Consider the following 11,821-nt stretch of genomic DNA (forward strand, 5'->3'; position numbering starts at 1 on the left):
ATGCGCCAGGACCGCGCACCGGAAAACAAAGGTCTTGGGCGAACGGCGGCGTAGGACTATCCATTCCTCAAATGCTCACCCAGACCGATGGCGTCTCCGCCGTCCCCCCCGTTGAAAGCGCCGCAGAACGGGCCCGCAATCGCCGCCGGGCGCCGGTCCGTCGCCTGCGCTTCGCCCTGGCCGTCTTCGCCATCGGCGTCGGCGTGGCCGTGGTCGGCCAGGCGGCGCTGCGCAGCTTCGCCTCGAACAAGCTCCAGACCCAGGCGGCCAACACGCCCCTGGTGCTGGACAAGCCGCGCTTCACGGGCGTGCTGAAGGATGGCCGGGCCTTCCTGATCACCGCCCAGCACGCCGAGCGCGACGCCAAGGACCAGAACCTGGTGCGCCTGACCGCCCCGCTGCTGGTGCGCGGCTATGGCGCCGCCGATCCCAGCCAGGCGATCGCCAAGACCGGCCTCTATCGCGAGGCCGAGCACACCCTGCTGCTGTCGGAAGACGTCAAGATCACCAGCGCCGAGGGTTATACCTTCGACGCCCCGCAGGCGCTGATCGACATGCGCACCGGCGAGGTCAGCGGCAATTCGGGCATCGCGGGCGAAGGCCCCAAGGGCAGCACCCAGGCCAACAGCTACAACGTCACCGACAAGGGCGATCGCGTCGTGCTGAAAGGCCGGGTCCGCACGCGGCTGGAGCCCGGGCGCTGACGTGGCCGCCGCCAAACGCGTCTGCTTCCTCTACATCGCGCAACACCATCAGGTCTGGCACAGCCTGTCGGTGGCCGTCGCCATGGCCAGACGCTGGCCGACGATCAAGGTCGAGATCGCCGCGACCACGCCCGAACTGATCGACTATGTCGCCAGCCTGCTGGCCGAGCTGGGCGGCGCGCCGATCGAGCTCGTTTTGCTACCGCCGGCCTGGCTGCGCCGCTTAAGCAGCGGCGCGCCGCCCAAGGCGCCGATGCTGATCGCCAACGCCCTGCGCCTGGCCCGCTATGACGCGGTGATCACGCCCGAGCGCACCACCGCCCTGCTCCGCCGCATCGGCGTGCGCCATCCGCTGCTGGTCTACACCCAGCACGGGGCCGGCGACCGCGAGGGGCCGTTCGAGCCGCGCTTGAAGGTCTTCGACCTGGTCATGGCCGCCGGTCGCAAGCAGTACGACCGTATGCTGCACGAGGGCTGGGTCACCGAAGACACCTGCGCCATGGTCGGCTACCCCAAGTTCGACCTGGTCGACGAGTTGCCCCAGCGCGACATCCCGCGCTTCGACAAGCCCGGCCCGGTGGTGCTGTACAACCCACACTTCCACGGCGAGCTCGGCTCCTGGCCCAAGTGGGGGCAGCAGGTGCTGGAATATTTCGCGGCCAACGACCGCTACAACCTGATCTTCGCCCCACACATCCGGCTGTTCGAAACCGCGACGATGGATGAACGCGGCGCGTTCAAGGCCTTCGCCGAAAACCCGCGCATCCATATCGACCTGGGCGGGCCCGCTGCTGCGGACATGACCTACACCAAGGCCGCCGACCTCTACCTCGGCGACGTCTCCAGCCAGGTCTATGAGTTCCTGCGCACGCCCAAGCCCTGCCTGTTCCTCAACAGCAGCGGCGCGTCCTGGTGCGGCGATCCCAGCTTCCACCACTGGCTGTACGGGCCGGTGCTGGAGACTATCGACCATCTGGGCCAGGGACTGGACCAGGCCTTCGCCACCCACGAGGACTATCGCGAGACCCAGGTCTGGGGCATCGACGAGACCTTCGACGTCAGCAACACGCCCGCCTCGGTGCGCGCGGCCCGCGCCATCGTCGACAAGCTGGAACGCGCGGCATGACCGACGCCGCGCCTGTGGTTTCCCCGCTCAAGAAGGTGCTGGGCAATGCCGGCCAGCTGCTGAGCGGCCGCGTGGTCAACGCCGTCGTCGGCCTAGCCTATATCGCCCTGACCGCCCGCAGCCTAGGCAAGGAAGCCATGGGCGTGGTGGTGCTGATCAACGCCTTCGCCCAGTTCCTGGGCGAGGTGGCGCACTTCCAGTCCTGGCAGCTTCTGATCACCTATGGCACGGCCCCGGCCATGGAGGGCGACAAGCCCAAGTTCCACCAGGTTCTGCGGCTGTCGCTGCTGCTGGACCTGATCAGCGGGATCCTGGGCACCGCCCTGGGCGTGGCCGGCGCCTTCCTGTTCTGGCACCAGCTGCAATGGCCGGCCGACGTGATCGGCTTCGGCGCGCTCTACGCTCTCTCAATCGGGGTGATGACTTCGGCCACCGGTGTCGGGCTGCTGCGCCTGTTCGACCGCTTCCGCTTCCTAGCGGCCCAGCAGGCGGTCAGCTCGCTGGTGCGGATGATCGGCTGCGCGATCTGCGCCGTGACCGACGCGCCGATCCAGTGGTTCCTACTGGCCTGGGCGGCCGGCACCTTCGTCTCGTTCTTCTACATCGCCGGCATCGCGATCTGGGACTTGAGCAAGCGCGGCCTGCTCACGGGCTTCACCCTGGCCGGCCCGACCAGCCAGGGCATGCCGGGCGTCTGGCGCTTCGCCATGGCCACCAACTTCTCCAGCACGGTCGATGTCGGCTTCACCCACGTGCTGACCCTGGTGGTCGGCGCCATGCTGGGTCCGGTGCAGGCCGCCTACTGGCGCATTGGCAAGCAGGTCGCCGACGGCATGGCCAAGCCGGCTCGCCTGATGGTGCCCGCCATGTACCCCGAACTGGCCAAGATGCGCACGACGGGCGGGCAGCAGGCCATGACCAAGCTGGCCATGCAGATCGGCCTGATCGGCGGCGGCGCGGCCGGCGTGCTCTTGCTGGTCAGCCTGGTCGCCGGCAAATGGATCCTCGAGATCGTCATGGGCAAGGCGTTCGGCGGCGCCGCCGGCGTGATGAACTGGCAGGTGGCCGCCGCGGCCATCGCCATCCTGTCCCTGCCGCTGGAGCCCATGCTGGTCTCGATGCGCGCCGCCGGCGCGGCCTTGGCCGTGCGCCTGGTGGTCGTTATCGCCTATCTCGCGGCCCTCGCGCCCCTTATCAACGCCTTTGGCCTGACTGGCGCGGGCGCCGCGCTGGTTGCGTCCGCTTTGGCTATGGCCGTGGGCATGTATTTCATGGCGCGTCACAGGCTCGCCCGACTCGCGACGGAGGAAGGCTCCGCGCGCACCGACAAAGACGATGAAAGACTATCTTATGATCACCCCCACGGCGTCTGAGCGTACTGTCCGGTTCGCCGACTTCCCGACCCTGACCCAGGCGCTGGATTTCGCCGCCACGGGTGAGACGGGCGTCAACCTGTACTCGCTGCGCGGCGAGCTGGTCGAAGCCATCCCCTACGCCAAGCTGCGCGAGGACGCGCTGGTGCTGGCCCGTCGCCTGCTGGCCACGGGGGCCAAGGTCGGCGACAGCGTGGCCCTGCTGGCCGAGACCGACGCCGACTTCGTGCGCGCCTTCTTCGCCTGCCAATATGCCGGCCTGCTGCCTGCGCCGATGGCCCTGCCGACCCCGCTGGGCGGCCGCGCGGCCTATATCGAGCAGATCAAGAACCTGACGATCTCGGCCAAGGCCAAGATCCTGATCGGCCCGGTCGGCCTGAAGGACTGGGTGGCCGAGATCGGCGAGGCCGCGGGCCTGGACTTCGCCGGCGTCCTGGCCGACCTGCCGGAAGACGGCGGCGCCGAACTGCCGACGATCAAGCCGGAAGACCCCTGCTACCTGCAGTTCTCGTCGGGCAGCACCCGCACCCCGACCGGCGTCCTGGTCCTGCACAAGGCCCTGATGGCCAACTGCGTGGCCATCACCCGCGACGGCCTGCAGGTGGTGCCCAGCGACCGCGCCATCTCGTGGCTGCCGCTCTATCACGACATGGGCCTGATCGGCTTCCTGCTGGCTCCGCTGAGCTGCCAGATGACGGTCGACCTGCTGCCCACCGGCGCGTTCGTCCGCCGCCCCCTGCTGTGGATCGACCTGATCGGCCGCAACGGCGCGACGATCGCCTACAGCCCCACCTTCGGCTACGAGCTGTGCGCCCGCCGCGTGCAGGGCCAGCCGCTGGACGCCTATGACCTGTCGCGCTGGCGCAACGCCGGCCTGGGCGGCGACATGATCCGCATGCCGCCGCTGAAGGCCTTCGTCGAAGCCTTCGAGCCGGCCGGCTTCTCGCCCAAGGCCTTCGTGGCCAGCTACGGCATGGCCGAGGCGACCCTGGCCCTGTCGATGGCCCCGCTGGGCAAGGGCCTGCGCGCCGAGACCCTGGATGTCGAGCGCCTGGAGCGTGACAAGGTGGCCGCCGACGCGCCGGAAGGCTCGGACCGCGCCCGCGACTTCGCCCGCTGCGGCCCCGCCCTGCCCGACCACTTCCTGGAAGTGCGCGACGACGACGGCGCCGTCCTGCCCGAGCGCGGCGTCGGCCGCATCTTCGCCAAGGGGCCCTCGATCATGAGCGCCTACTTCGCCAATCCGGACGAGACCGCCCGCGTGTTGTCGGCCGACGGCTGGCTGGACACCGGCGACCTCGGCTTCAAGATCGAGGACGAGATCGTCATCACCGGCCGCGCCAAGGACCTGATCATCCTGAACGGCCGCAACATCTGGCCGCAGGATCTGGAGTGGACCGCCGATCACGAGATCGACGGCCTGCGTAGCGGCGACGTCTGCGCCTTCGCCATCCCCGCCGAGCCGGAAGACCAGATCGTGGTGCTGGTCCAGGCCCGCGGCGGCGACGCCGACACCCGTGCGGCCCTGGTCGAGCAGGTCACCACCCTCCTGCGCACCCGCCATGGCGTCGACGCCAAGGTCAAGCTGGTCGGCGCCCACGCCCTGCCCCAGACCTCGTCGGGCAAGCTGAGCCGTTCGAAGGCCAAGGTCGCTTACCTGGCCGGAAACTACGGTGACTAACCGGATCGTCGCCGTCACCGGCGCCACGGGCTTCCTGGGCCGCCACCTGGTCCGCGCCCTGGCCCGGGACGGCTGGACGCCGCGCGTCCTGGTGCGCCGTGATCCGGTGCACCCGTTCTGGCGCGACATCCAGGTCGAGGTCGTCGTCGGCGACCTGAAGACCCCCGGCGCGCTGGATCGCCTGGCTCATGGCGCCGAGGTCGTCATCCACGTGGCCGGGCTGATCAAGGCCGCCTCGCTGGAAGGCTTCAACGCCGTCAACCGCGACGGCGCTCGCGCCGCCGCCCTAGCCGCCAAGGCCGCGGGCGCGCGGTTCATCCTGGTTTCCAGCCTGGCCGCCCGCGAGCCCCAGCTCTCGAACTACGCCGCCAGCAAGCGCGCCGGCGAGGACGCGGTCCGCGAGGTCCTGCCCGACGCCCTGGTCGTGCGCCCGCCGGCGATCTACGGTCCCGGCGACACCGAGACCCTGCCCCTGTTCCAGCTGGCGGCGAAAAGTCCGGTCCTGCCGGTGCTTTCGCCCGACACGCGGATCGCCATGATCCACGTCCAGGACGCGGCGGCCAAGCTTGCAAGCTACTGCAAAAAGCCGATTTCAGGCTTGGTCGAGCTGTCGGATGTGCGGCGCGACGGTTACACTTGGGCGGAAATCATGAGCGCGGCGGGTGCGACAATGGGCGCAAACCCGCGCCTGGCAAGGCTTCCCGACGGGGTGCTGGCATTCGCCGGAACCCTAGCGGACGCTTGGTCTTTCGCCACCGGAACCCCGACAGTTTTCGGTTCTGGCAAGGTTCGGGAGTTGCTTCACGCCGATTGGTCCCTATCTAGCGCTCCGATGGCTGAGGGAGTACCCAGCGTGTTCGGCCTGATCGATGGGTTTGCTCATACCGTCGATTGGTACCGTACAGAGGGCTGGTTGCCTGAAAATATCGTCGCCTAATTCGATTAGGGCGGAAATCTGACAGACTCGCCGTTACAGTAGTGTCACGGGTGGGGCTCCCGGAGGTTTGATTTAGAATGGAAACGGTGACGGATCTCAGCTTGCGCGAGATCGGTGTGGCTGCGAGCAAGGTTCTAGGACGGCCCGTCGAAGTGCGCGCAGAGTCGCATATTGGCCGTGACCTCGCTGTCGACTCCCTGGCCCTCATGAACATCATCATGGAGCTCGAAGACACCTTCGACATCTCCGTTCCCCTGGATCGCCTGGCCTCTGTCGAGACCGCCGGCGATCTTTCGAAATTGATCAACGATCTCCGGACTAGGGCTTAACGAATGGGGCTGTTTGATAAGCACCTGGCCTATCGCGACGCGTACAAGGCCATTCAGGACGCGGGCGCCGACCCCTTCAAGGTCCGCTTCGACAAGGTGATCTCGCCGACCGAAGGCGTCGTCGACGGTCGCCCGACCATCCTGCTGGGCACCAACAACTATCTGGGCCTGACCTTCGACCAGCAGGCGATCGACGCCTCGGTCAAAGCGGTCCAGGAACGCGGCACCGGCACTACCGGTTCCCGCATCGCCAACGGTTCGTTCGAGGCGCACGTCGAGCTCGAGACCGAGCTGGCCAAGTTCTACGGCCGCAAGCACGCCATGGTCTTCACGACCGGCTACCAGGCCAATCTGGGCGTGCTGTCGACCCTGGTGGGTCGCGGCGACCACCTGATCCTGGACGCCGACAGCCACGCCTCGATCTATGACGCCTCGCGTCTGGGCCAGGCCGAGGTCATCCGCTTCCGCCACAACGACCCCGAAGACCTGGCCAAGCGGCTGCGTCGCCTGGGCGACGCGCCCGGCGAGCGCCTGATCGTGGTCGAAGGCGTCTATTCGATGATCGGCGACGTCGCGCCGCTGAAGGAAATCGCCGCCGTGAAGCGTGAGCTGGGCGGCTACCTGCTGGTCGACGAAGCCCACTCGATGGGCGTGCTGGGCGCGACGGGGCGCGGCCTGGCCGAAGCCGCCGGCGTCGAAGACGACGTCGACTTCATCGTCGGCACCTTCTCCAAGAGCCTGGGCGCCATCGGCGGCTTCTGCGTCTCGAACGTCGACGACTTCGACGTCATGCGCGTCGTCTGCCGCCCGTACATGTTCACCGCCTCGCTGCCGCCGGCCGTGGTCGCTTCGACCATTACCGCCCTGCGTCGCATGATCGAGCAGCCCGAGCTGCGCGACCGCCTGAACCGCAACGCCAAGCGCCTGTATGACGGCCTGACCGCCATGGGCTTCCACACCGGCCCGACGGCCAGCCCGGTGGTCGCCACGACCATGCCGGACCAGGAGCGCGCCATCGCCATGTGGAACGGCCTGCTGCAGGCCGGCGTCTACCTGAACCTGGCCCTGCCGCCCGCCACGCCCGACAGCCGTCCGCTGCTGCGCGCCAGCGTCAGCGCCGCCCACACCGACGAGCAGATCGACGCCGTCCTCAAGACCTTCGCCGAAATCGGTGCGGCCTTGGGCGTCATCGAACCGCTGAAGCGCGCCCGCGCCTGACAGCGTTCCCATAGTTGAAACGAAGACGCCCGGGGCTCCTGCCCCGGGCGTTTTTGTTTGTCAGGCCGCCTTGCGCCGGCTCTTCCAGACCTTCAGCAGCACGCCGGGCGCCGCCAGGATCGGATGCCGTTCGCGCCAAGGCGTGACCTCGACGGCCACGCCGGTGTGGCGCTCGATCTTCCAGGCGGCGTAGCGCGCCGCGCCCTGGAAGGTGAAGGACGCCTTCATCAGCCGGGCGGCGTTCAGCGGCTTGCCCAGCAGCTTGCGTGGGGTCCAGGCTTGGCGGACACGGGTCCGCTCGCCCTCGCCTAGCGGCCCACCTTGGTCGGCCTGCACGGCCTCCATGACGCGGTCGTAGCGGCCCGGATCGAACGTCAGGATCGAGACCTCCCGGCCGGCCTTCTCGACCCGCAGCTCGGCCTTGTAGGTCTCCTGGAACAGTGCGGTCCACAGGGCCTGTGGCGCACCGCCGACAGGGCCCAGGGCCTGGGCGTAGCGGGCGGCCGTGCGACAGGCGTCGGTCACGGCGTCGATCACCGTCTCGCGCGCGCCGTCTGCCGCCCAGATCAGGGCGCAGGGCTGGACGAAGCGGGCCCAGATGGTGGTGTCGTAGTCGCCGCCGCCCGCGGTCTTGCGAAACTGGCTGAGGGTCATTGAGGCGACCTTGGCCCGCAGCACTTCGCCGCCCACTTCCAGCTCGTGATAGCTGACGTCCGGCCACAGGATGCGCGTGAAGAACCCGCGCCAGCCCTTGGGCGGCTTCTCGGTCAGCACGTAGTAGTCGAGCACGCCCGACAGGTCGCCGGTCCGCAGGATCGAGCCATAGAACAGCACCGCCCGCGCATCGGGAAAGATCTCCGCCAGATGCTCGGCGAAGGCGGTGATCGGCGCGGGGGTCGAAACGGACAGCTCGGCCGCGACCAGGTCGCGAAGGCGGCTCATCCGACCAGGAACCTCAGCGATGGACCGAGGCCGATCGTCAGCTCGCCGCCCTCGAACACCTCGCCGTCCAGCACGAACGGCGCGCCGCCGGCCAGGCTGATCTCGCGCGGGTCGCGACGGCGATAGCCCATGCCTTCCAGGGCCGGCACGACCTTGCCGCTCAGCACCATCGGGAAGGCCTTCAGCAGCCGGTGCGGGGGCGCGTCGACGTCCAGCAACTTCAGTCCCTCGCGCGGCGCGCCGAAGGGCATGACGCCGAACGGCAGGCGCTTCAGCGCCGTGGCCAGCACCGCGAAGCGCTCGCCCTCGGGCTGGGCTTCGCCGTCCAGGGCGATCTTGGCCGGCACGCCTTCGCGCCACTCGTCGCGCGAACCGCCGAACACGGCCCGCAGCGCGGCGGTGACGATGGTCACGGCCACGGCCAGGTTATGGAAGAAGCCGACCTTGTGGACCCGCTGGGCCAGGGTCGTGGCCTTCACCGGCGCGCCGATGCCGAAGAAGAAGCCCTGCAGGCAGGGACGATGACCGTCGGCCCAGGTGACGCGCAGCGGCGGCCGCGACTTGACCGTTGGCTCGGCGCGGCGGGCGGCGATCAGCACCTCTTCCAGTCGCCAGTCGTCGGGGGCGCCCAGGTCGATGGCCAGCACGTTGGTCTTGCCCGAGGGCAGCACCGCCAGCATCGGCAGGTTCTCGCCGAAGGTGTGGGGCAACAGGCTGATGACGTCGCGCACCGTGCCGTCGCCGCCGTCGATGACCAGCAGGTCCAGGCCGTCGCGGGCGAAGGTCTCCAGCTCGGTCCGCAGGGCGTCGCGGCCGAACGGCTCGACCAGGATCACGCCCTCGGGCGTGGGCCCTGGCGGATGCAGCCGGTTGCCGTGGCTCTTCGGATTGCGGACGACCCCGATACGCGTCATTTCGACAGCCAAGATTGGATCGAGCCCTTCGGTGCGGCCAGCCCCTGCAGAATCTGGACGGCGTGCACCAGGAAGCACACGGCGGTCCAGATAGCCACCAGGGTGAAACCGACGTCCGGACGGCCCACGAGCACGCAGGCGGTCATCAGGATCAGGTTCGGGTTCCGGCGCGCCGTGATCAGGCGGAAGAAGCTGTCGAACGGCCGCCAGGCGTGCATCTCCAGCTTGAAGAGGGACAGGAAGATCCCCTCCTCCACCCGCTGGGCGACATAGCCGGCGATGACGATGAAGAGGCTCAGCTCCGGATACGGGATCTTCTGGCCGACCACGCCGACGCCGACGAACCACGCCCACCACCAGAACGGCGGGTGCAGCAGGTCGATGCCGTGATCGAAGACATTGCCCCACTTGGACGAGGTCAGGGTCACGCGGGCCAGCTTGCCGTCGACGGTGTCGAGGAAGGTCATGATCCAGGCGCAGACCAGGCCCCAACCGAACTGGCCATGCCAGAACAGCCAGGTGGCGGCCAGGGTCAGCAGGAAGCCGATGAAGGTCACCTGGTTCGGCGTCATCTTGGCGATCGCCGCCCAGCGGGTGACGACCCGGGCCGGGGTCGGCCAGACATACTTGGTGACGAGGTCGGTGACGCCCTTGTACGAGCCCTGGAACAGGCGCTTCTCGACAGCGCGGACGGTCTCCGGCGTCAGGCGCTCCAGCACCGGCGGCTCGCGCTTGCGCAGGGCGCTGTTATAGGCCGAGCCCAGCTCCAGAGCGGTCAGGCGCACCAGGCGCGGGTCCAGGCCCGACGGATCCTGGCCGGCGTTCAGCGCTTCGGTGGCGGCATAGGCCAGGTCGGCGGGCGCGTGCACCGCCACGGCGCGGCCGGCGTCGTCCACCAGCACCGCGCCTTCGCGGCCGGCCAGGGCCTTGATCAGCGACTCGTCAAACACCCAGCCGGCGTCGACCGCCACGACGGCGTTCGACAGGTCCACGGCCGGCGTCTCGACCAGGCCGATACGACGATAGATGCGCGACAGGCGCTCGGGCGAGCTCATGCCCCAGATGCGGCCGCCGGCTTCGCCGACGGTCAGAGCGCGCGGCCCGTTATGAATTTCGCTGCTCAAAGACAGATATACCCCTTGAATCTCGACCCGATTGATACGCAGCTTCGCCCGCTTCGACCAGAACGACCCGAACCGTCTTGTCCATATATCGCATCGCCCACCTCTCCGACCCCCACCTGCCGCCGCCGCCGGGCGCGTTTCGGTGGAAGGACGTCTTCACCAAGCGCCTCCTGAGCCGCATCGCGTGGCGTCGGAAACGCAAGGTCCATAGGCCCGAAGTGCTGGCGGCGCTGGTCGCCGACCTCAAGGCCGCTGGCCCCGATCATGTGGTGATCAGCGGCGATCTCACCAACTTTGCTTCGCGTACGGAGATCGCGGCCGCGCGCACGTGGCTGGAAACATTGGGCAATCCGGCTGACTTCACCGTCAGTCCTGGCAATCACGACGCCCTGGCCGGCTCGGCCGAGGTCGAACGCTTCGCCACCTGGACGCCCTGGCTGGGCGACGCGGGCGAGACCGTCTTCCCGCAGGTGCGGGTGCGCGGCCCGGCAGCGATCTTCAACCTGTGCTCGGCCGTCCGCACCGCCCCGCACCTGGCCACGGGCCGCCTGGGCGAGGATCAGCTGCAGCGCCTGGACGCCCTGCTGGGCGACGCGGCCTACAAGAATCTGTTCCGCCTGGTGACGCTGCACCATCCGCCGCAGACGGGCGCGGTGGCCAAGCGCAAGGAGCTCGAGGACCAGGCGGAGCTTCGCGCGATCCTGGCCAGGCACGGCGCCGACCTGGTCCTGCACGGCCACGCCCACGAAGCCCTGATCGGTTCGGTCCCCGGCCCGAACGGCGCGGTCATTCCGGTGCTGGGCGTGCCGTCGGCCTCGGCCCAGCCGCGCGGCCACTCGCCCGCCCGCTGGCACATGATCGAGATTGAGGACCGTCACGTTCGCGTCGTGGCGCGTGGCGTCGAACCCGGGCGCGAGAGCCTCTCGGAGCTGGGCCGCTACAGCCTGGCCGACATCAGCGGCTAGACGGGTAGCGCACCTTCACGCGGATGGTGGTCTCGCCCACCGGCTTGACCCCGAAACGCACCGCGTCGAACGATGGCGAGGCGAACTTGGTCGGGGCGTCGTTCGAGAAACCGTAGCCCTCCGTGGGCATACCACCCGGGCTGCGGCTCAGATCGCCGTTGCCGTCGGCGTCGTGATAGACCTCGACCGCATAGGCGTCCTCGGGCGACGGCAGGAAAAAGCAGGCCTGGCTCATCGGGGCCGACGTCTTGATCTTGGCGCGTCCCACCTTGCCGCGCGCGGTCATGAAGCGGCTGGGATCGCCCGGATAGACCACGATCACCACGTCGCCGGCGTTCGAGCGCAGCGCCCCCACCTGCACGGTCAGACGGGTGGCGGTCTTGCGGCCCATGCACTCCTTGTCGACCAGCGCGCGGGCCACGCCCTGGGCGCGCGGGGTCCCCGTCGTCGCAATCATCGCGAACATTACGCCGACGAGAACGGAACGTACTTTCATCTAAAAGGCCGC

General features: G+C 68.8%; 12 protein-coding genes. 8 read left to right on the forward strand and 4 right to left on the reverse strand.

Annotation, left to right across the window (positions count from 1 at the left end; translation table 11 throughout):
* Positions 1-71 precede the first annotated feature (71 nt).
* The 7 genes from lptC (at position 72) to spt (ending at position 7,368) form a co-directional block, all read left to right on the forward strand.
* Positions 72-704 (forward strand): LPS export ABC transporter periplasmic protein LptC, encoded by a 633-nt coding sequence (lptC, locus tag AC1RRR_RS07060; RefSeq protein WP_492811628.1) that lies wholly within the window; start codon positions 72-74, stop codon positions 702-704.
* Between the two features lies 1 nt (position 705).
* Positions 706-1,830 carry a CDP-glycerol glycerophosphotransferase family protein gene (locus AC1RRR_RS07065; protein ID WP_492811630.1) on the forward strand — a complete coding sequence of 375 codons (1,125 nt, stop codon included), beginning with the start codon at positions 706-708 and terminating at the stop codon, positions 1,828-1,830.
* A complete protein-coding gene (locus tag AC1RRR_RS07070; protein ID WP_492811631.1) occupies positions 1,827-3,203 on the forward strand; it encodes a lipopolysaccharide biosynthesis protein in 1,377 nt (458 codons plus the stop codon). The genes AC1RRR_RS07065 and AC1RRR_RS07070 overlap by 4 nt, the downstream gene beginning before the upstream one ends.
* The gene (locus AC1RRR_RS07075; protein WP_492811632.1) at positions 3,166-4,884 is read left to right on the forward strand and encodes a fatty acyl-AMP ligase; all 1,719 of its coding nucleotides are present in this window, start codon (positions 3,166-3,168) and stop codon (positions 4,882-4,884) included. The genes AC1RRR_RS07070 and AC1RRR_RS07075 overlap by 38 nt, the downstream gene beginning before the upstream one ends.
* Positions 4,877-5,821, forward strand: a complete 945-nt coding sequence (cerR, locus tag AC1RRR_RS07080; protein WP_492811633.1) for a ceramide reductase — start codon at positions 4,877-4,879, stop codon at positions 5,819-5,821. The genes AC1RRR_RS07075 and cerR overlap by 8 nt, the downstream gene beginning before the upstream one ends.
* Positions 5,822-5,898: 77 nt before the next feature.
* Complete coding sequence (locus tag AC1RRR_RS07085; protein ID WP_291873422.1) at positions 5,899-6,150, forward strand: acyl carrier protein; 252 nt, start codon at positions 5,899-5,901, stop codon at positions 6,148-6,150.
* Between the two features lie 3 nt (positions 6,151-6,153).
* The gene (gene spt / locus AC1RRR_RS07090) at positions 6,154-7,368 is read left to right on the forward strand and encodes a serine palmitoyltransferase (protein ID WP_492811634.1); all 1,215 of its coding nucleotides are present in this window, start codon (positions 6,154-6,156) and stop codon (positions 7,366-7,368) included.
* A 60-nt stretch (positions 7,369-7,428) separates the two neighbouring features.
* Here spt and AC1RRR_RS07095 read toward each other — a convergent pair whose 3' ends face one another.
* The 3 genes from AC1RRR_RS07095 to AC1RRR_RS07105 are packed head-to-tail and all read right to left on the reverse strand — an operon-like array spanning position 7,429 to position 10,348.
* Positions 7,429-8,310 carry a hypothetical protein gene (locus AC1RRR_RS07095; protein WP_492811635.1) on the reverse strand — a complete coding sequence of 294 codons (882 nt, stop codon included), beginning with the start codon at positions 8,308-8,310 and terminating at the stop codon, positions 7,429-7,431.
* Entirely contained in the window at positions 8,307-9,302 is a 996-nt protein-coding gene (locus tag AC1RRR_RS07100) for a diacylglycerol/lipid kinase family protein (protein WP_492811636.1), read from the reverse strand. The genes AC1RRR_RS07095 and AC1RRR_RS07100 overlap by 4 nt, the downstream gene beginning before the upstream one ends.
* Positions 9,221-10,348, reverse strand: coding sequence for a CDP-alcohol phosphatidyltransferase family protein (locus AC1RRR_RS07105; protein WP_492811638.1), 1,128 nt, complete (start codon positions 10,346-10,348; stop codon positions 9,221-9,223). Before AC1RRR_RS07105 ends, AC1RRR_RS07100 begins: the two co-directional genes overlap by 82 nt.
* Positions 10,349-10,425: 77 nt before the next feature.
* On the opposite strand from AC1RRR_RS07105, the gene AC1RRR_RS07110 reads away from it, so the two are divergent.
* Positions 10,426-11,313 (forward strand): metallophosphoesterase family protein, encoded by an 888-nt coding sequence (locus tag AC1RRR_RS07110; RefSeq protein ID WP_492811640.1) that lies wholly within the window; start codon positions 10,426-10,428, stop codon positions 11,311-11,313.
* On the opposite strand, the gene AC1RRR_RS07115 is transcribed toward AC1RRR_RS07110, so the two are convergent.
* Positions 11,303-11,779: a DUF2141 domain-containing protein gene (locus AC1RRR_RS07115; RefSeq protein ID WP_492811642.1), complete on the reverse strand. Its 477-nt coding sequence runs from the start codon at positions 11,777-11,779 to the stop codon at positions 11,303-11,305. The two genes, AC1RRR_RS07110 and AC1RRR_RS07115, sit on opposite strands and share 11 nt — an antisense overlap.
* Positions 11,780-11,821: the final 42 nt, after the last annotated feature.

The sequence above is a fragment of the Caulobacter sp. GW821-FHT12D05 genome (genome assembly GCF_058807295.1).